Origin of the sequence: Amycolatopsis thermalba, assembly GCF_003385215.1 — a bacterium.
GTDB classification, from domain to species: domain Bacteria; phylum Actinomycetota; class Actinomycetes; order Mycobacteriales; family Pseudonocardiaceae; genus Amycolatopsis_E; species Amycolatopsis_E thermalba.
On sequence record NZ_PQHW01000127.1, the window covers coordinates 1 to 19,199 of the forward strand.

At 73.1% G+C, this 19,199-nt stretch carries 16 protein-coding genes; 2 read left to right on the plus strand and 14 right to left on the minus strand.

Annotated elements, in window-relative coordinates:
- The coding region (locus D0D15_RS31815; RefSeq protein ID WP_115944974.1) for a TNT domain-containing protein at positions 1-539 on the plus strand (539 nt) is incomplete at its 5' end.
- 162 nt (positions 540-701) lie between these two features.
- Here D0D15_RS31815 and D0D15_RS31820 read toward each other — a convergent pair.
- The 7 genes from D0D15_RS31820 to D0D15_RS31845 form a co-directional block, all read right to left on the minus strand.
- Positions 702-1,286, minus strand: a complete 585-nt coding sequence (locus tag D0D15_RS31820) for a pentapeptide repeat-containing protein (protein WP_094003998.1) — start codon at positions 1,284-1,286, stop codon at positions 702-704.
- A 56-nt stretch (positions 1,287-1,342) separates the two neighbouring features.
- Entirely contained in the window at positions 1,343-1,810 is a 468-nt protein-coding gene (locus D0D15_RS31825) for an NUDIX hydrolase (RefSeq protein WP_094003997.1), read from the minus strand.
- On the minus strand, positions 1,807-5,133 hold the full coding sequence (locus D0D15_RS31830) for an error-prone DNA polymerase (RefSeq protein ID WP_115944975.1): 3,327 nt from the start codon (positions 5,131-5,133) through the stop codon (positions 1,807-1,809). The genes D0D15_RS31825 and D0D15_RS31830 overlap by 4 nt, the downstream gene beginning before the upstream one ends.
- The gene (locus tag D0D15_RS37655) at positions 5,133-5,261 is read right to left on the minus strand and encodes a hypothetical protein (protein WP_255407833.1); all 129 of its coding nucleotides are present in this window, start codon (positions 5,259-5,261) and stop codon (positions 5,133-5,135) included. Before D0D15_RS37655 ends, D0D15_RS31830 begins: the two co-directional genes overlap by 1 nt.
- Entirely contained in the window at positions 5,261-6,823 is a 1,563-nt protein-coding gene (locus D0D15_RS31835; protein WP_094003995.1) for a DNA polymerase Y family protein, read from the minus strand. The genes D0D15_RS37655 and D0D15_RS31835 overlap by 1 nt, the downstream gene beginning before the upstream one ends.
- Before the next feature lie 316 nt (positions 6,824-7,139).
- Complete coding sequence (locus D0D15_RS31840; RefSeq protein WP_115944976.1) at positions 7,140-7,820, minus strand: hypothetical protein; 681 nt, start codon at positions 7,818-7,820, stop codon at positions 7,140-7,142.
- 113 nt (positions 7,821-7,933) lie between these two features.
- Positions 7,934-8,500, minus strand: a complete 567-nt coding sequence (locus D0D15_RS31845; protein ID WP_115944977.1) for a TetR/AcrR family transcriptional regulator — start codon at positions 8,498-8,500, stop codon at positions 7,934-7,936.
- Between the two features lie 84 nt (positions 8,501-8,584).
- Here D0D15_RS31845 and D0D15_RS31850 point away from each other — a divergent pair, with 84 nt between their 5' ends.
- Entirely contained in the window at positions 8,585-9,502 is a 918-nt protein-coding gene (locus tag D0D15_RS31850) for an aldo/keto reductase (RefSeq protein WP_094003992.1), read from the plus strand.
- Between the two features lie 94 nt (positions 9,503-9,596).
- Here D0D15_RS31850 and purH read toward each other — a convergent pair whose 3' ends face one another.
- The 7 genes from purH to D0D15_RS37660 all read right to left on the minus strand — a co-directional run bounded on the left by purH (position 9,597) and on the right by D0D15_RS37660 (position 18,730).
- The gene (purH, locus tag D0D15_RS31855; protein ID WP_094003991.1) at positions 9,597-11,156 is read right to left on the minus strand and encodes a bifunctional phosphoribosylaminoimidazolecarboxamide formyltransferase/IMP cyclohydrolase; all 1,560 of its coding nucleotides are present in this window, start codon (positions 11,154-11,156) and stop codon (positions 9,597-9,599) included.
- On the minus strand, positions 11,153-11,770 hold the full coding sequence (gene purN, locus D0D15_RS31860) for a phosphoribosylglycinamide formyltransferase (protein ID WP_094004037.1): 618 nt from the start codon (positions 11,768-11,770) through the stop codon (positions 11,153-11,155). Before purN ends, purH begins: the two co-directional genes overlap by 4 nt.
- A 107-nt stretch (positions 11,771-11,877) precedes the next feature.
- Positions 11,878-13,146 carry a cell division protein PerM gene (locus D0D15_RS31865; protein ID WP_233157106.1) on the minus strand — a complete coding sequence of 423 codons (1,269 nt, stop codon included), beginning with the start codon at positions 13,144-13,146 and terminating at the stop codon, positions 11,878-11,880.
- Between the two features lie 306 nt (positions 13,147-13,452).
- Positions 13,453-14,178 (minus strand): DUF5336 domain-containing protein, encoded by a 726-nt coding sequence (locus D0D15_RS31870; protein ID WP_115944978.1) that lies wholly within the window; start codon positions 14,176-14,178, stop codon positions 13,453-13,455.
- Positions 14,179-14,376: 198 nt separating this feature from the next.
- Positions 14,377-15,267 carry a succinate--CoA ligase subunit alpha gene (gene sucD / locus D0D15_RS31875; RefSeq protein WP_091504942.1) on the minus strand — a complete coding sequence of 297 codons (891 nt, stop codon included), beginning with the start codon at positions 15,265-15,267 and terminating at the stop codon, positions 14,377-14,379.
- Between the two features lie 5 nt (positions 15,268-15,272).
- Positions 15,273-16,442, minus strand: a complete 1,170-nt coding sequence (sucC, locus tag D0D15_RS31880) for an ADP-forming succinate--CoA ligase subunit beta (protein WP_094003988.1) — start codon at positions 16,440-16,442, stop codon at positions 15,273-15,275.
- A gap of 155 nt (positions 16,443-16,597) precedes the next feature.
- Positions 16,598-18,730 (minus strand): hypothetical protein, encoded by a 2,133-nt coding sequence (locus tag D0D15_RS37660; protein ID WP_115944979.1) that lies wholly within the window; start codon positions 18,728-18,730, stop codon positions 16,598-16,600.
- Positions 18,731-19,199: the final 469 nt, after the last annotated feature.

The following is a 19,199-nucleotide window of genomic DNA, read 5'->3' on the forward strand; positions in this document are numbered from 1 at the left end:
AACGGGCCCTGTCGGACCGCCGCAACGAGCAGGACCCGGCCGGGCCGCCCACGATGCGGGCTCCCCCAGTCGCGCCGCCCCCGCCCGCTCCCCCGCGACGGGAACCGCCGCCGCGACGGGTCGAACCGGCGGCGCCCGCCCCCGCGGTGGCCACGGCGTCGGCCGCGTCCGGTGGCGGCAACCAGCAGTGGCCGATCCAGCCGCTGCCCGGTGAGCCGCCGCTGACCCTGTTCCGCGGCAAGGAGATGCGCGAACTGCCCGCCGGCAGCGAGCTGGACCGCTTCGGCGGCCCGAACGGCAACCTGACCTACGCGGCCGGGACCCCGTTCGAGGAGCGTTCGCTGGTGCCCGAGTGGGTGAACCGGCCGTACCACGTGTACCGGGTGCAGCGGCCGATCGAGGCGCTGGCCGGGGTCGCGATCCCGTGGTTCAACCAGCCCGGCGGCGGCGCGGCGTACCTGCTGCCCGCGTCGATCGAGGACCTGCTCGCCTCGGGCGACCTGATCGAGCTGGACCCGGGCGAACCGCCGATCGACTAGCCGCTCACGCGGGACGGGCACCTTGCCGCTCGGGGTGGCGCCTGCCGAGCCCGGCGAGGCGACCGCGGCCGGCGGCCTGCCGCGACCGTGGCGCGCACGCCACTCCCGCCGGGGCGCCGTGACCGCGCCCCGGCGGCGGGCCGTGCACCAGCCGCGCGAGTGTCAGTCGATCACCAAACCGTGCGCCGCGGCGAAGGTGACCGCCGTTTCCAGATCCACCCGTGCCCCGCGCAGCTTCGCCTGCACCAGGCCGTTCGCGTCGAGCTTGGCGCCGCGCAGGTCGGCGCCGGTCAGGTCGGCGCCCGTCAAGCGGGCGCCGCGGAAGTCGCTGTTCCGCAGGTCGGCCTCGGACAGGTTCGCGTCCACGAAACTGGCCTCCCGGAACCGCAACCCGGACAGCGCCCGGCGCCGCAGGTTCGCCCGGCTGAAGTTCGCCAGCGAGAAATCGCTGTCCCGCACGGACATCCCGCGCAACCCACCGTCCACGAAGGACGATCCGAGCAACGAGCACCCGCTCCACGAACTGTCCGCCAGCACCGTCCGGTCGAAGACGCACGACCGGAACGCCGAAGCCTGGTGCCGCGACTCCCCCAGGTCCGCGCCCGAGAAGTCGCACTCGTCGAAGGTGCAGCCCTGCGTGACCAGCCGGCGCAGGTCCGCGCCGCTGAAATCGCACCGGCTGAACTGCCGCTTCTCCCACGTGCTCCCCGGCAGAACGGCGTCCCGGTAGTCCTCGGCGATCTCCATCCGGCGAGCTAATCACACCCGCCACACGGGCCGAGGAAACCGCGGCGGCCCGCCCCTCAACGCAACCCGGTGACCCGCCGCGCGATCTCGGCGTCCAGCAGGCCCTGGTCCCGCAGCAGGGGCGTGCCGGGGTGCCACCAGGCGATCGCCGAGACCTCGTCCTCCTGGGGCGCCACCGCCGGCTCGGTCGCGAAACCCGTCCGGTAGACGGCGGCGTACTCGCGCCGCAGCGGGTCGCGCAGCACGAACCTGGCCACGGCGGCGAACCGCAGGCCGCTGACCACGATCCCGGTCTCCTCGGCCAGTTCCCGCACCGCGGCCTGGTGCGACGTCTCCCCCGGTTCGATCATCCCTCCGGGCAGCTCCCACTGCCCGCGCCGCCGGTCGAACACCAGCAGCACCCGGTCGTCCACCTCGACGACCACCAGGGCGAGCGGCATCGGCACCGCGGGATCCGTCGCGACCCCGAACCGCAGGCTGACCAGCGTGTTCCCCCGCGCGTCGGTGATCGGCAGGTCGTTCACCGGAAGTCCCGCGACTTCGACGGCACCCGCATCGACAGGTGCTGCAGCCGGTCCGCGCGCACGCTCACCACCCCGTCCGCCCGCTCGATCACCCCGCGGATCAGCATCGCCGCGCTGCCCCGCGCCACCCGGTGGTAGCGGCGCCACAACCCGGCCGAGCACACGACGTTGACCATGCCCGTCTCGTCCTCGATGTTGAGGAACGTGACCCCGCCCGCGGTCGCCGGGCGCTGCCGGTGCGTCACCGCCCCTCCGATCAGTACCCGGGCGCCGTCCTCGACGTCCACCAGTTTTCCGGCCGGCACCACGCCCAGCGCGTCCAGCCGCTCGCGGATGAACTGCGTCGGGAAGCTGTCCGGCGACAACCCGGTGGCCCACACGTCGGCGACCGCCTCGTCGATCTCGTCCATCCCGGGCAGCGTCGGCGCGTGCGCCCCGGCCAGCGTGACCGGCAGCTTCTCCGGCCGCTCCTGCGCCACCGCCCCGGCCGCCCACAACGCGCGCCGCCGGTCGCCGGCGATCTCGCCGAACCGGCCGAACGCGCCCGCCGTCGCCAGCGCCTCGATCTGCGGCGTGGTCAGCCGCACGCGCCGCGCCAGGTTCGCCATGTCGGTGAACGCGCCGCCCCGCTGCCGTTCCGCGACGATCTCCTCGGCGAGCTTCTGCCCGATCATCCGCACGGTCGCCAATCCGATCCGCACCGCCAGGCCCTCGTCACCGCGTTCGAGCGTGGCGTGCGGCAGGCTCGCGTTGATGTCCGGGCCGTGCACGGTGATGCCGTGCCGCCGGGCGTCGGCGACCAGCGACTGCGGCGAGTAGAACCCCATCGGCTGCGCCCGCAGCAGCGCCGCGCAGAACGCCGCCGGGTGGTAGCGCTTGAAGTACGCGCTGGCGAACACGAGGTAGGCGAAGCTCAGCGCGTGGCTCTCCGGGAAGCCGAAGTTCGCGAACGCCATCAGCTTGTGGAAGATCCGCGCGATCAGCTCGTCGTCGAGGCCGTTGCGCCGGGCGCCCGCGTAGAACCGTTCCCGCAGCCGTTCCATCTTCCGCGTGGACCGCTTCGACCCCATCGCGTGCCGCAGCTCGTCGGCCTCCGCGGCGGTGAAGTTCGCGACGTCCAGCGCGATCTGCATCATCTGCTCCTGGAACAGCGGCACCCCCAGCGTCTTGTCCAGCGCGTTCGCCAGCAGCGGGTGGTCGTGCGCCCAGTCCTCGCGACCGGTGGCCCGCCGGATGTAGGGGTGCACCGAGCCGCCCTGGATCGGGCCCGGCCGGATCAGCGCGACCTCGATCGCCAGGTCGTAGAACTTCTCCGGCTTCAGCCGCGGCAGGGTCGCCATCTGCGCCCGGCTCTCCACCTGGAACACGCCGATCGCGTCCGCGCGCTGCAGCATCTCGTAGACCTCGGCGTCCTCCAGGTCCAGTTTGGACAGATCGATCTCGATGCCCTCGAACTCGCGCACCAGGTCCAGCATGTAGTGCAGGGCGGAGAGCATGCCCAGTCCGAGCAGGTCGAACTTGACCAGCCCCACCGAGGCGCAGTCGTCCTTCTCCCACTGCAGCACGCTGCGGTCGGCCATGCGCGCCCATTCGATCGGGCACACCTCGCTCACCGGCTGGTGGCAGATCACCATCCCGCCGGAGTGGATGCCCAGGTGCCGCGGGAAGTCCTCCAGTGCGGCGGCCACCTGCAGCACCGGCAGCGGGATGTCGTGATCGGTGTCGTCCTTGGTGTCGTGCAACGGGCCCCAGCGGTCGATCTGCTTGCTCCACGCGTCCTGCTGGCCGGGCGAGTAGCCGAAGGCCCGTGCCGCGTCGCGGATCGCGGACTTGGCGCGGTAGGTGATCACGTTCGCCACCTGCGCGGTGCGCGTGCGCCCGTACTTGCGGTAGACGTACTGGATCACCTCCTCGCGGCGGTCGGACTCGATGTCCAGGTCGATGTCCGGGTAACCGTCCCGGTCCGGCGCGAGGAAGCGTTCGAACAGCAGCTTCCAGCGCACCGAGTCGACCTTGGTGATGCCCAGCGCGTAGCAGACCGCGGAGTTCGCCGCGGATCCGCGGCCCTGGCACAGGATGTCGTTGCGGCGGCAGAACTCGACGATGTCCCACACGATGAGGAAGTAGCCGGGGAAGTTCAGCTGCTCGATGATCCGCAGCTCGTGCTCGATCTGCCGCAGGGCGTCCGGGTCGTTGCCGTAGCGGTGCGCGGCCCCGCGGTAGACCTCCTCGCGCAGGAAGGACGCCTCGGTGTAGCCGGCGGGGACGTCGTAGGGCGGCAGCTCGGGCGCGACCAGCTTCAGGTCGAAGGCGCACTCCAGGCCGAGCAGCGCGGCCCGCTGCACCGCGCCGGGGTAGCGGGCGAACCGCCGCGCCATCTCCTCGCCGGACCGCAGGAACGCCGTGCCGGACGCGGGCAGCCAGCCCGCCATGTCGTCCAGGCCGCGGCGGGCGCGGATCGCGGCCATCGCGCCGGCCAGCCGTCCCCGGTCCGGGGTGGCGTAGTGGGCGGCGGTGGTGGCGACGGTCGGCAGGCCCTGCTCGGCGGCCAGCGCGGCGAGGACGTCGTTGTGCACCCCGTCCTCGGGGTAGCCGTGGTCGGTCAGCTCGACGTACACCGACTCGAACCGGTAGCAGAGCCGCCGCAGTTCCCGCCCGCCCGCCTCCGGGCCGCCGCGGGCCAGCGCCCGCCGGACCGCGCCCTTGCGGCACCCGGTGAGCGCGACGACGTTGCCGGCGACCTCGTTCGCGACGGCGTCCAGGTCGTAGACCGGGCGGCCCTTCTCCGCCCGGTCGGTCGACGTGGCGTGGTCGTGCCCGGCCAGCTGGCCGGCGGTGATCGCCCGGCACAGGGCGGCGTAACCGTCCTGCTGCTTGGCGAGCAGCAGCAGGTGCTCGCCCTCCGGGTCGGCGACGCCGTTCTGCGGAGCGGACAGGCCGAAGCTCAGCTCGGTGCCGAACACCGTGTGCACGCCCAGGTCGCGTGCCGCGTCGGCGAACCGCACCACCCCGTACATGCCGTCGTGGTCGGTGAGCGCGATCGCGTCGAGCCCCAGCCGCGACGCCTCCTCGACCAGCTCCTCGGGGTGGCTCGCGCCGTCCAGGAAGCTGAAGTTGGAGTGGCAGTGCAGCTCGGCGTAGGGCACCCGGCGCCGCCCGCCCGCGTGGTCGTCCCCGCGCGGGGGCGCGACGGTGCTGGGCCGGACGTAGCCCTCCCGCTTCCGGCTCCACGCGGGGCTGTCCCCGCCGTCGCCCGCGGCCGGTTTGCCGGACAGCCTGCGTTCCAGCTCCTCCCAGCTGACCGGCGGGTTGTGGAAGGCCATCAGTCCACCGGGCGTCGCGGCACCGGGATGGGCAGCAGCATCTGCTCGTCCTCGGGCTCGAGCGACTCGACCACCTTGCGCGGCAGGGCCAGCCAGTGCTGCAGGTCCCGGAAGTACTCGTCGTCCATCAGTCGTACACTCCCTCCACTGTCCATTGCGGACTCGTTCCGCCCACTCTCGTCAGCAGCACCGCCGTTTCCGGTTCCCCGGCCAGCACGGCCTGCACCCGGGTGCGCACCCCGTCACCACCCGGTGTCCACCAGTGCGCGTCGACCAGCCACGGGCCGGCCCAGTCCAGGACCTCCCGCGGCGGGCCGTCGCCCACCGAAACCCGGTGCGGTGCCGCGGACAGCTCCCGGCGCCGGGTGACGTGCACCTCCGCGCCCGACGCGTCGAGGACACGCGCGGGCAGCGGCTTCTCGTAGACCGTGGCCGGGGACGGCGCGGGCAGCCGTCCCGGCCACGGCACGTCCGGCGGGCTGTGCGGTGTCCGCGGGTCGCCCCACGGCACCAGCCGGACGCGTTCGGCCGGGCCGCGGCCACCGTCGAGCACTGCCGTGAAGACGCTGTCCGGGCCGAGCAGGCCCTGGACCCGCACCAGCGCGCGGCCGGCCTTTTCCGCGCGCTCGTCGGCCAGGCCGTGGATGCCGTCCTGCCACAGGCCCAGCTGCAGCGAATGCCCGTCGACGGTCTCCTCGGGCGCCAGCCGCAGCCGCTCCACCCCGGCGGTGGGGCGCTCGTCCGGCGCGGCGCGCAGCCAGCCCTCGAACTGCCAGCGCACCCGGTCCGCGATGCCCTGCGGCGTCAGCGGTTCGGCGCACCGCCACACGCGGCTCAGTTCCTCGCCGTGCTCGGTGGTGGCGTAGATGCCCAGGCGGGTGCAGGCCAGGCCGTGCCGGGCGAGGCCGCCGTGGAACCGCTCGGCGAGCGTGCGCGCCATGAACGCCGCGGCGTCCACGCGGTCCAGCGGCGGGTCGAAGGTCTTGGTGACGGTGAGTTCGGGTGGCGGGCGGCGCCGGTGCGGGGGCCGTTCGTCCAGGCCGCGCGCCAGCCGGTGCGCGACCAGGCCCGCGCGGCCGAACCGCGCGGCGACGTCCCGTTCGGCGAGCTTCGCGAACGCGCCGAGCGTGCGCAAACCCAGGCGGCGCAACAGGTCCACCAGTTCGGCGCGATCGGAGTCCGGCTGGTCGAGTTCGCCGACCGGCAGGGGCGCGAGGAACTCGGCGGCGGTGTCGCGGTCGACGATGCGGGACCGGTGGGCGGCCAGTGTCGCGGCGAACAGCCCGTCCGCAATGCCGATCTGGCACTCCACCTGGTGGGAGACGTGTTCGGCGAGCAGTTCCGCGAGGCGCAGCTCGCCGCCGAAGTAGCCGGACGCGCCGTCGGCGGGCACCGCGACCAGGCCGGGGCGGACCACCTCGACCCCGACGACCAGCTCCTCCACGGCGGCCGCGACGGGCTCGAAGAGACGCGCGTCGCGGTCCTCGTCCGGGCCGAAGACCTGGAGTTCGGGACAGCGGGACTGCGCGTCCCGGCGGCGCATGCCGCGCCGGATGCCGGCGGCACGGGCGATCGCGGTGCACGCGACGACCCGGTTGGCGTGGAACACCGCGGCGGGCAGGTGGAGGGGCGTGCCCTCGGCCAGACACGCGGCGACGGCGGGCCAGTCCGGCACCCAGAGCACCAGCATGCGCGGCGGTTTGTCTACTGTGGACATACAGTGCTCCTCGCGCCGGTGGGGTGTCCCGGCCGCGCCGGGACACCCCACGCCGATGCCAGCATCGGCGAGTGCAGGACTCGCGCGCCCGAGCGTGGGACTCGCCGCCCGGCGCACCTCCCGCGCCAGGCGAACCCACGGCACACCACCCCGCCGGTGGCGCCGCGCCGCGCCACCGCCGTTCCCGAGCCTGCGCGGCTCAGCCCGCACCCCGGGCGAACCCGCTTCCCCGCGCCCGTCGCCGAAGCAATCCCGCACCGCTCCGCGGCGCCCGAAGAATCGCCGCGCATCAGCTCACCTCCCGGGCCAGTTCCAGCACCGGCTCGGGTGCTGCTGCCGGGGCCCCCGCAGACCCCGGCAGCAGCAGATCCGCCCGCCGGGGCCGCGTCGCCGCGCCCCGGCCGGCACCCTGGACACGGACCCGCCGCTCACGCAGGTACCCGTGCCCGCCTTCGAGGCCGGTCCAGCGACCGGCCACGCAGTTGAGCTCCACCTCGGCGCCGGGCCACGGCCCGAGGGAGAGCAGCACGGCGCCCCGATGCCGTGCCCGCGCCGAAAGGCGCCGTACCTCCTGCGGTGCCGCGCCCCGAGCGGCGACCGCCACCACGTCCATCCCGACCAGCAGCGCACCGGCGACCGCGGCGAACTCGGCCCCGGGCCGCGGCACCAGCGCGAGCCGGCTCACCTCGACCCCGAGTTCCGCGGCGGCCACCAGACCGAGGTCCGGCATCCCCACCGCCGCGGCCCACGATCCGGTCGCCGTCGCCTCGGCCAGCAGCGCGAGGAGCAACGACACCGATCCGCGCACCGCGATCGTGCTCCCCCGGCGCAGGCCCGCCGACGGCAGCAGACGGCGCAACTCCGGCCGCACCGGCAGCACGCGCCCGGTCAGCTGGGCGTGCTCCGCCTCGGCGGCCACCCCGCTGGCCGTGCTCACCCCGGGCAGCGCTGCCAGTGCCGCGACCGACATGCCACCTCCCCACGACGCGCCTGCAAGACCCTGCTGACGTCACCGTGGGGAAGCCGGCGACTGTTCGAACTCCTGTTCGACTCGCTTAGTTTGCCTCGAACACCTGTGCGATGTCAAGACGAACGCAGCGCGTCCACCACGAGACCGAGAAGCCGGTCGACCTGCTCCGGGGTCTCGCTGGCCGCGGTGCTCAGGAAGACCCCCAGCAGCAGCGCGGCGACGTCCTCGGCAGCGACGTCGCCGCGGAGCGATCCGGCGTCGGCCCCGGCGGCCAGGATCGTGGCGATCGCCGCGGTGATGCGCTCCCGCGTGACCGGCGTGGCGATCCGCCCCGAGGCCCAGCCGGCGCGCAGCGTCTCGGCCATGCCGCGTTTCGCCGCGACGAAGGCGGCGTAGCGCCCCATCCAGGCACGCATCGCCTCATCCGGCGGAAGCTCCGCCAACAGGACGGCGGCACTGCCGGTGACGTCGTCGAGTTCGGCGGCGTACACGGCCTCCACCAGGGCCTCCCGCGTCGGGAAGTGGCGGTACAGCGTGCCGATGCCGACACCGGCCTCGCGGGCGATCCCTTCGAGCGACGCGTCACCGGCCGCGAAGGCGGCCCGCGCGACCTCGACGAGCTTGTCCCGGTTGCGCAGCGCATCGGCCCGCGGGGCGCGGGGCTTCTTCCCGGAACTCAAAGCGGAGGCACCTCCGGTAAAAGTGCTACAGTCGATGAAACGGAGGTCACTCCGCTTATTCTACCTTCGCGTGGAAGGACTCCCATGATCACGAACAGCACGCCTCCGCGCGCCGGAGGGGCCGGGACGCTCGCCGGCCGCACGGTGTCCCGCATCGGGTTCGGCGCGATGCAGCTGGAGCGACTGCACACCGACCGCGACGCCGCGATCGCCCTGCTGCGCCGGGTGGTGGAGCTCGGCGTCGACCACGTCGACACCGCCCAGTTCTACGGCGACGGGTTCGTCAACGAGGTCATCCGGGACGCGTTCCGCCCCGAAGACGGCGTGATGATCGTCAGCAAGGTCGGCGCCGACCCCGACCCGGGCGGCCGGATCCCGCTGCGTCCCGCTCAGCGGCCCGAGCAGCTGCGGGCGAGCGTCGAGGACAACCTCAAGTCCCTCGGCGTCGACCGGATCCCGGTGGTGAACCTGCGCCGCCTGGACACCGGGCCGGGGCTGCGCGCCGAGGGTGACCAGATCGTCGACCTCGACGACCAGCTCGCGGTGATGATCGCGATGCGGGACGAGGGCAAGATCGGCGCGATCGGCCTGAGCGCGGTCACCCCGGACGGTCTGCGCCGGGCCCTGCCCGCCGGGATCGTCTGCGTCCAGAACTCCTACAGCCTGGTCGCGCGCGGGGACGAGGAGCTGCTGCGGCTCTGCCTCGCCGAGCAGATCGCCTGGGTCCCGTTCTTCCCGCTCGGCGGCGCCTTCCCCGGCATGCCGAAGGTGACCGACGAGCCGGCCGTCACCGCGGCCGCGGAGGCCCTCGGCCGCACCCCCGCCCAGGTCGGCCTCGCCTGGCTGCTGCACCACGCGCCGAACGTGTTGCTGATCCCGGGCACCGCGAATCCGGCGCACCTCGAAGCCAACGTCGCCGCGGGCACGATCGAGCTGGACGGAACGGCCATGGCCGCGCTGGACGCGGTCGAGTCCCGCTCCGGCGACATCCCGCTCGGCTGAGCGGCGCGGCACAAATCGGGGGATGACCCAGGTCGTCCGCTCACCGAGCCGCGGCGGGTGACGATCACCGGGACCGCCACCCCGCTCTGAGACGTCAGTGGGCGAAGTGGCGCGTGCCCGTCAGGTACAGCGTCACGCCGGCCTCCTCGGCCGCAGCGATCACCTCGGCGTCCCGCACCGAACCACCCGGCTGGACGACCGCGCGGACACCGGCGTCGATCAGCACCTGCAGCCCGTCCGGGAACGGGAAGAACGCGTCGGACGCGGCCACCGAGCCCTTGACCCGGTCACCGGCGCGCTGCACGGCCAGCCGGGACGAATCGACGCGGTTGACCTGGCCCATGCCGACGCCGACCGTCGCGCCACCGCTGGCCAGCAGGATCGCGTTCGACTTCACCGCGCGGATCGCCCGCCACGCGAACTCCAGGTCCGCGAGCGTGTCGGCGTCGGCGGCCTCGCCGGTGGCCAGGGTCCAGTTCTCCGGCGAGTCGCCGGGCGCGTCGATCCGGTCGACGGTCTGCACGAGCATGCCGCCGGAGATCGGGCGGAACTCGATCGGGTCCGCGTCGGCGAGCGCGGGCAGCTTCAGCAGGCGCACGTTCTTCTTGCGCTTGAGCACGTCCAGCGCCTCGTCCTCGAAGTCCGGCGCGAGCACGACCTCGGTGAACACCTCGGCGATCTGCTCGGCGGCCTCGCGGGTGATCGGCCGGTTCGCCGCGATCACACCGCCGTAGGCCGACACCGGGTCGCACGCGTGCGCCTTGCGGTGCGCCTCGGCGATGTCGACGCCGACCGCGATGCCGCACGGGTTGGCGTGCTTGATGATCGCGACCGCGGGGGCCTCGAAGTCGTAGGCGGCGCGGCGGGCGGCGTCGGTGTCGACGTAGTTGTTGTACGACATGGCCTTGCCGTGCAGCTGCTCGGCGTGGGCCAGGCCGGAGCGCCAGTGCCGGTACACCGCGGCGCGCTGATGCGGGTTCTCGCCGTAGCGCAGCACCTCGCCGCGCTCCCAGGTGCCGCCGGTGAAGTCGGGGAAACCGGAGTCGTCCGCCGGGGCGTAGGCGTTGGCGAACCACGACGCGACCGCCATGTCGTAGCTCGCGGTGTGGGCGTAGGCCTGGGCCGCGAGGCGCTTGCGGTCGACCAGCTCGAAACCGCCCGCGCGGACCTGCTCCAGCACCCACCCGTAGCGGGCCGGGTCGACCACGACGGCCACGTTGTTGTGGTTCTTCGCCGCGGCGCGGACCATCGCCGGGCCGCCGATGTCGATGTTCTCCACGCAGTCCTCGGGGCTCGCGCCGGAGGCGACGGTCTCGCGGAACGGGTAGAGGTTGACCACCAGCAGGTCGAACGGCGCGATGTCCAGCTCACGCAGCTGCTCGACGTGCTCGGGGCGGTCGCGGTCGGCCAGCAGGCCGGCGTGCACCCGCGGGTGCAGCGTCTTGACCCGGCCGTCGAACGACTCCGGGAAACCGGTGACCTGCTCGACCGGCGTGACCGGCACCCCGGCGTCGGCGAGCGCCTTGGCCGTGCCGCCGGTGGAGACGATCTCCACACCGGCCGCGTGCAGCGCGGTGCCCAGTTCCAGCAGGCCCGTCTTGTCCGAAACGCCGATCAGGGCGCGCTTGACCGGACGCCGACCCTCCACCGTCACCGCAACCTCACCTTCCGTCCCTCGACCGTGGCACCGGCCCGGCCGAGTCGTTCCACCACGTCCACGAGCAGCCGTCGTTCCACGACCTTGATGCGCTCGTGCAGCCTGTCCTCGTCGTCGTCCGGCTCCACCACCACCGCCTCCTGGGCGATGATCGGGCCCGTGTCGACCCCGGCGTCCACGAAGTGCACCGTGCAGCCGGTCAGCTTGACGCCCAGCTCCAGCGCGTCGGCCACGGAGTGCATCCCGGGGAACGACGGCAGCAGGGCCGGGTGGGTGTTGATCACGCGGTTCGGGAAGCGCGTGAGGAAGTTCGTCCCCAGGATCTTCAGGAAACCCGCCGACACCACCAGATCGGGCTCGTAGGCGGCGACCGCCTCGGTGAGGGCCTTGTCCCAGGCGTCGCGGTCCGGGTGGTCGCTCAGGCGGACCGTGAAGTGCGGCACGCCGGCGCGCTCGGCGCGGGCCAGTGCCTCGGCACCCGACCGGTCCGTGCCCACGGCGACGACCTTCGCCGGGAAGTCGATGCGCTGGGTCGCGTCCAGGAGCGACTGCAGCAGCGTGCCCGATCCGGAGGCGAGCACCACCAGCTTGACCGGGACGGGCAGGTCCAACCGGCTGGAGTTCAACGCCTCTCCTTCGCCCGTGCCAAACGTCCGTGCCGAGTCTATGCTGCGCCGCGGAGCGGCTCCGTTGAGGGCGGTGGTGGGAGACGGACGGGCTAGCTGGGCTGTTCCGGCTTCTCGTCGGTGGGCGGGGGCTCCTCGTCGTCGTCCGGCTCGTCCGCGGGCTCCTCGTCCGGCTCCTCTTCGGACGGCTCTTCGGCCTCGGCCTCCAGCTCCTCCAGCTCGGCGTCGAGGTTCTCGATCTCGGCCTCGATTTCCGGCTCTGCCTCGGGTTCCGCCGGCTCCGGGCGCACCCGCGGGCCGGCGAACCAGGCGACGAGACCGCCGGGCACGGCGATCCAGCCGAACGCGGCGACCGAGGTGAGTCCGACCGGGATGGTCACCGGGTCGAACGCGCCACCGCCCAGCCGGCCGCCGGCGAGCGTGCCGAGCAACACACAACCGAACCCGACGAGCGCGCCCGCGATGCCGACGATCCGCAGCCGGGCGAGCGGGTTCTCGTCGGCGTGCCGCAGCGTCCAGCCGAGCAGCGCGCCGACCGCGGCCGGCAACAGCATCAGGACCGGCCACCAGGGCGCCGCGTGCTCGGGGACGCCGGCGAGCACCGGCAGGCCCGGCACCGGACCGCCGGTGAAGGAGAACGCGGTGAGCGAGAACGAGCCGATCGAGAAGCCCGGTCCGGTGACGAAGGCCAGGCCGCCGACCACCGCGTTGGGCAGGTAACCCAGCGACAGCAGCAGCATTCCGGCGCCGCTGCCGAACCCGGGCGCGTTGTCGGCGAACAGCTCGCGGATCGTGCCGGAGGCGAGGACCAGGCCGACGGTGTGCACGAGCGCGCCGGCCGCGAGCAGCCCGGCCAGGCCCAGCGCACCGGCACGCAGGCCGCGCACCGCGAGCGGGTCGAGGTAGTCCCTGATGGCGGCCGCGACACCGGACCGGGACGCGGCCCCCGCCGCGGCCGCGGCACCCGCGAGGACCGCGGGCACGGCGAACGCGGACAGCGGCTCCACGCGCACGCCCGCGTTGTCGCCGAACAGGGCGATGCCCAGCCCGGCGAGGGCGTGGGCGCTGGTCACCGCGGCGATGAGCGGCACGGTGGCGCCGGGTTCGCGGTAGCCGAGGCGCTGGGTGGCGTTGGCCGCCGACCGGGCGACCAGGGCGCAGGCGCCGATGGTCGCCAGCAGCGGCAGCACGCCCAGCGGCCGCCCGGCGATCGTCAGGGGCACCTGGTAGGCGGCGAGCCAGCCCGGCCCGGCCGCGCGCAGCACACCGCCGACGGAGAACTCGGCGACCGACGCCATGGCCGTGACCAGCCCGAACAGGGCGGCGACCACGACGTACCCGGTGACGATGGGACCAAGCACCGCCGCGGCGAACACCCTCGCCCGGGCCACCGGAGAGCGCTCGCCCGGGTGTTCCGGGTCAGTCACCCCTTCCCCGGACCGGCCGTACGAGGTGAGCACCTGCATGCCTCGCACCCTCGCACCCTCACTGCGCCGACCGGGTGAGCCACGCCGTTCCTCCCTCATGCGGGTTAAGCCACAAAAGGGAAATGTGGAGGGTGGGTTGCGCTGGCGCTGGACGCCCTCCCGGCGGGCGCGTGGTTCGGAGAGTCCGGCAACAGAAAACGCCCCTCCCCACACCGGGAAGAGGCGCCTTCCGAAACCGGCTCAGCTCTGCGGGCTGCCGCCGTGCGGGGTGCCGGGGTGCTGGCCCTGCTGGCCCTCGGGCTTGGCCGCGGGGTTGTAGAACTGCCCCTGCTGCGGGGCGTAGACCGTCGACTGCTGCTGGGGCGGCGTCACCGGCGGGCCGTACTGCGTGCCCGACGGGCCGGCCTTCTGCTCACCGTGGCCCTGACCGGGCTGGCCCGGCTGGCCGAACTGCCCCGGCTGCCCGTAGGGCTGGCCGTACTGCGGCTGCTGCGGCTGCGGCATCTTCAGCACACCCGCGTCGAACAGCAGCGCCGCGATCGCGACCAGCATCTGCAGGATGCCCAGGATCAGGATCACCGTGTAGATGCCCGGCGTCTCCGCCTGCTCCGGGATGTGCACGACCACCAGGATCGCGGTCAGCGCGCCGAGCACGCTGAACAGCACCGCGAACGGGAGCGTCCGCGGCGCCTTCGGCAGCACCGCGAGACCGGCGAGCAGACCACCGACGAGCAGGAACAGCACCGGCTGGTCGGCGCCCTGCGCCTCCTCGGAAAACCCGATGAAGTAGTTCACCAGGCCCAGCAGGGCGATGAACAGGGTCAGGATCATGCTCAGGTTCGCCGGCGACAGGCTCGGCCCCGACTGTGGCGCCGGGGGCTGCTGCTGGGGGAACCCGCCGGTCCCCGGGGGCTGGCCACCGCCGCCCTGCTGCGGGTATCCCGGTCCACCACTGGGGAACGTCATCGCGCTTGCTCTCCTGTCTTCGCCCGAACCGGGGTGCCGATCCGGGAACGGTTCACCGCGCCCCGGGGTTCCCGGCCACCCCATCCGGCTATCCGACGTGCCGGGGCGTCAAACGGTTGCGTCGAATTTCCGGTGCCGGAAAGCACCCCGGCCGGGCACCGCGAACGGTGCCCGGCCGGGATGTGGACCGCTGGGCGGTCAGTGCAGGTTCTCGTACAGCTCCCGGGCCAGCGCGGCGGTCTCGGACGGCGTCTTGCCGACCTTCACGCCCGCGGCCTCGAGGGCCTCCTTCTTCGCCTGCGCGGTGCCGGCCGAGCCGGACACGATCGCGCCCGCGTGCCCCATCGTCTTGCCCTCGGGGGCGGTGAAGCCCGCGACGTAGCCGACGACCGGCTTGGTCACGTTCTCCTTGATGTAGGCCGCGGCCCGCTCCTCGGCGTCGCCACCGATCTCACCGATCATCACGATGACCTCGGTCTCCGGGTCGGCCTGGAAGGCCTCCAGAGCGTCGATGTGGGTGGTGCCGATGATCGGGTCGCCACCGATGCCGACGGCCGTCGAGAAGCCGATGTCGCGCAGCTCGTACATCATCTGGTAGGTCAGCGTGCCCGACTTGGACACCAGGCCGATCTTGCCCGGGCCGGTGATGTTGGCCGGGATGATGCCGGCGTTCGACTTGCCGGGCGAGATGACGCCGGGGCAGTTCGGGCCGATGATGCGGGTCTTGTTGCCCTTGGCGACGGCGTGGGCCCAGAAGTAGGCCGAGTCGTGCACCGGGATGCCCTCGGTGATCACCACGGCGAGCGGGATCTCGGCGTCGATGGCCTCGATCACGGCGTCCTTGGCGAACTTCGGCGGCACGAAGATGACCGACACGTCGGCGCCGGTCTCCTTCATGGCCTCCTCGACCGTGCCGAACACGGTGAGGTCCTTGCCGGCGATGGTGACCGTCTGGCCGGCCTTGCGGGCGTTCACGCCGCCGACGATGTTCGAGCCGGCCTGCAGCATCTTGGTCGCGTGCTTGGTGCCCTCGGACCCGGTGATGCCCTGAACGATGATCTTGCTGCTGGAATCGAGGAAGATCGACATGTCTCTTACGCTCCTGCCGCGGCCAGCTCGGCAGCCTTGTCCGCTGCGTTGTCCATGGTGTCCACCTGCGTGACCAGCGGGTGGTTGGCCTCGTCGAGGATCCGGCGGCCTTCCTCGACGTTGTTGCCGTCGAGGCGGACCACGAGCGGCTTGGTGGCCTCGTCGCCCAGGATCTTGAGGGCCTCGACGATGCCGGTCGCGACCGCGTCGCACGCGGTGATGCCACCGAAGACGTTGACGAACACCGACTTGACGGCCGGGTCGTTCAGGATGACGTCCAGGCCGGCGGCCATGACCTCGGCGGAGGCGCCGCCGCCGATGTCGAGGAAGTTGGCGGGCTTGACGCCGCCGTGCTTCTCACCGGCGTAGGCGACGACGTCCAGGGTGGACATGACCAGGCCCGCGCCGTTGCCGATGATGCCGACCTCGCCGTCGAGCTTGACGTAGTTGAGGTCCTTCGCCTTGGCCTTGGCCTCCAGCGGGTCCTCGGCCTGCTTGTCGACGAGCTCCTCCTGCTTCGGCTGCCGGAAGGAGGCGTTCTCGTCCAGGGTGACCTTGCCGTCGAGGGCGACGATCTTGTCCTGCGGGTCGCGGACCAGCGGGTTGACCTCGACCAGGGTGGCGTCCTCGGCCACGAAGGTCTCCCACAGCTTGACGACCACGTCGGCCGCCTGGTCGCGGATGACCTCGGGGAAGTTGCCCTGGGTCAGGATCTCCAGCGCCTTGGCCTTGTCGACCCCGGCGATTGCGTCGACCGGCACCTTCGCGAGCGCCTCGGGCCGCTCCACGGCCAGCTGCTCGATCTCCATGCCGCCCTCGGCGGAGGCCATGGCGAGGAAGGTGCGGTTGGCGCGGTCCAGCAGGAAGGAGAAGTAGTACTCCTCCGCGATGTCGGACGCCTCGGTCACCAGCACGCGGCGCGTGATGTGGCCCTTGATGTCGAGGCCGAGGATGGCTTCGGCCTTCTCCTTGGCCTCGGCCGGGTCGTTGGCGAGCTTCACGCCGCCGGCCTTGCCGCGGCCGCCCGTCTTGACCTGGGCCTTGACGACGACCTGTCCACCGATCTTCTCGGCGGCGGCCTGGGCTTCTTCCGGGGTGCTCGCTACGGCGCCGGGCAGTACCGGCACGCCGTGGGCGGCGAAGAGGTCCTTCGCCTGGTATTCGTAGAGGTCCACTACTCCAGTCTCCTGACGACACACACCGCCTGAGTCACCGGTCGTCTCGCGAGGGGCGATCCGCAGGCGGGTGCTTGTTGCAAACCATGCTGCCGGACGGAGACGACCCTAGCGACCTGGGCTTTGGCTCGGGGCAGCGCATCCGGTGAACTCGGTCACCGTATGGATCCAGAGCGTGTTTTCGGGGTGTGAATCGAGCCACGCGCGGCCAGGACGGCGGCGATGACGAGCGCGAGGGCGCAGCCCAGCGCGAGCCACCAGCCCAGCCCGGCGTGGGCGCCGGTGATCTCGTCGCCGGCGAGCGGCAGCTCCGCGGCCCGCAGCCCGGCGACGCAGGCGGCGCCCGCGAGCAGTGCCGCGGCGCGGGCCGGGCGGCAGCGCGGGGCGAGGACGCACGCGCCGAGGACGGTGAGGAGTGCGACCAGCAGGCCCCAGGAGGGCGTGCCGAAGCTGGACCAGAGGGCGGGTTCGACGTAGTCCGGCGCGAGGATCGACGGGGTGCCGAAGGCGCCGATGGCGAGTATCCCGGCGGCGACGAGCGGGGTGAGCAGGTCGGCACCCGGCACGGCGGGGCCCTCCCCGAAGGCGGTGGCCGGGTCGGTGGTCTCGTCCCGTTCGACCATGCCGGCGACGACGGAGCAGCAGGCGGTGATGGCCGAGCCGACGACGGCGAGCGCGGTCCAGAGGACGCCCGGCCCCGGGGTGAGGCCGGCGCCCGGCTCGGTGGCGGTGACGGCCATGGTCAGGACGGCGGTGCCGGCGAGGGGGACGGTGACCCAGGCGACCGAGAGGGCGGGCCGGGCGTGGGCGGCGGGGCCCGCGGTGAACATCACGAGGCCGAGGACGCCGACCAGCAGCCCGGCGACGAGCAGCGCCGAGCGGGACGGGCTCTGCGGGCCGTCGAGGGTCTCGGTGATGACCACCTGGGGCGTGAGGGCGCCGGCGATCGCGGCGGCCGAGGTGAGCACCGCGAGGGCGCCGGTGACGATGCGCAGGCGGCGGATGCCGGGCAGCGTGATCTCGCCGGCCTCGTCGTCCTGGGCGGCGTCCGGGGTGGTGGCGGTGGGCAGGAACGCGGCGGCGACCAGGCCGGCCGCCCCGACGAGCACGAGGATCGGCCCCGCCGCGAGCCGCACGCCGGGCAGGCTGAGCCCGGAGACGAGGTTGGGCAACCCGAGGACGGCGGCGCTGACGCCGAGCCCGAGCAACCCACCCCGGGCGACGGCACTGCCCGACCCGGCGAGCAACACGGTGGCGACGGGCAACGCGAAGGCGAGCAGAAGACTCCCCGCGAGGACGAGGCCCGGGCTCTCGAAGGCGCTGCCGGCCGGCAGGAAGGCGTCGTTGGAGGTGAAGGGCGCCATCATGACGCCCACCGCGGAGACAACCGCGGCGAACATCCCGAAGAGGAGGCCCGCACGGCTGACTTCAGCCGCCTCGGGCCAGGCGGCGGCGGGGTCGGTGGAGGTGGGGCCGTCGCCAGATGCGGAGTTGGCTCCGAGGGTGCCGGCATCGCCTACTGCCCCGGACGAGGTGGGCCTGGACGTCCTTGCCGGAGAAACACTCGCGGCCGTGGATGCAGTCCCGTCCTTATCAGCGGCACTGGGGTGCTCCGCGCCATCGGCGGAAGCACCGGGGTGGCTGCCGACATCACCGCGATCAGCGGTGGCGCCCTCCTGTGGGGTGCCACTGGGCACGGACTCGCTGGACGCCCCACCTGGCGGTGGTGTGGCTCGCAACTGTTTCACGGCCGACGCCTCCGCAGCCGCTCGGGCGGCTGCGGAGGTGCTCGGGGTCCACGGGGTGTCCACCTTCGGGGCGGCGGCTCGTGTTGCCATCACCCCTGCGGCGATCGCCGTGGCGTGGCCGGCCAGCAGGAGCCACAGGCCGGGCGCCGTGCCGGGATCGGCCAGCGAGTGCAGCCGGAACAGCTCCGGGCGCGCCGCGCGGACCGGGTCCGTCAGCAGGATCAGGTCGAGCACCAGCCGTCCCGGGGCGAGGGCCGCCACCGCGGCCAGCACGCCGGCCGCGGTCTGGTGGCGTCCCTTCAGGGCGAGCACCGCGACCACGACCATCGGCGCCACGGCGAGCACCACCAGCAGCGGCACGCTGTTGAAACCGCGCGCCACACCGTTCACCACGGGCACGACGGCACCCGCGGCGAGCAGGACGGCCGAGACCGCACCCACCACATAGGCCGGAACTGACGGGGACCGGCCCGCGGTGACCGTGTCGGGGATGGCGTCGAGCCGCGCGGCGGCCGCGCCGCCGGTGGTGTCAGTGTCCATGTGATCTCACGTTGTCGAGGGTCGGAGGAGCGGTCGGGACGGCCGGCCTCGGCGTCCGAGAGCCGTGGGCACGCCGCAGCCTGTGTCTGACACCAGCGCCCGGCGCCACCGCCTCACCGGCGATCGCGGGCCCGCGCGGTCTCGCTACCGACACCGGCGCCGACGCTAGCAAGCCTCCCAGGTTGCCCCCGGAGCCCCACGAAATAACAAACCGTGTCGCACGTCACACCAACGGCGGAATATCCCTTCTACCCAGTGTCATCGCTGCTGTTGGACGGTCGGCCCACGCCCCACGTTCGGCCCAGACGGCGGCCGGTTCTTGCCCGCGACCACATCCCTTCGTTACTGTCCCCCGGTCCCCATCACGGTCAGGTCACGATGTGGGCGACGGGCAGCCAAACCCCCCGAATCGGTTGCCCACCGGGATCGCCCGCCCGGCGCCCGCTGTCTGACCTGTCTCTTATAAACA

Excerpts from the sequence above, each read along its gene's own strand:
- D0D15_RS31835 (WP_094003995.1), bottom strand. The coding sequence starts at position 6,823 with ATGCTGGTGCTCTGGGTGCCGGACTGGCCCGCCGTCGCCGCGTGTCTG.
- D0D15_RS31850 (WP_094003992.1), top strand. The coding sequence starts at position 8,585 with ATGATCACGAACAGCACGCCTCCGCGCGCCGGAGGGGCCGGGACGCTC.
- D0D15_RS31870 (WP_115944978.1), bottom strand. The coding sequence starts at position 14,178 with ATGACGTTCCCCAGTGGTGGACCGGGATACCCGCAGCAGGGCGGCGGT.
- D0D15_RS37660 (WP_115944979.1), bottom strand. The coding sequence starts at position 18,730 with ATGGACACTGACACCACCGGCGGCGCGGCCGCCGCGCGGCTCGACGCC.
- D0D15_RS31830 (WP_115944975.1), bottom strand. The coding sequence starts at position 5,133 with ATGGCCTTCCACAACCCGCCGGTCAGCTGGGAGGAGCTGGAACGCAGG.
- D0D15_RS31820 (WP_094003998.1), bottom strand. The coding sequence starts at position 1,286 with ATGGAGATCGCCGAGGACTACCGGGACGCCGTTCTGCCGGGGAGCACG.
- D0D15_RS31840 (WP_115944976.1), bottom strand. The coding sequence starts at position 7,820 with ATGTCGGTCGCGGCACTGGCAGCGCTGCCCGGGGTGAGCACGGCCAGC.
- D0D15_RS37655 (WP_255407833.1), bottom strand. The coding sequence starts at position 5,261 with ATGGACGACGAGTACTTCCGGGACCTGCAGCACTGGCTGGCCCTGCCG.
- sucD (WP_091504942.1), bottom strand. The coding sequence starts at position 15,267 with ATGTCGATCTTCCTCGATTCCAGCAGCAAGATCATCGTTCAGGGCATC.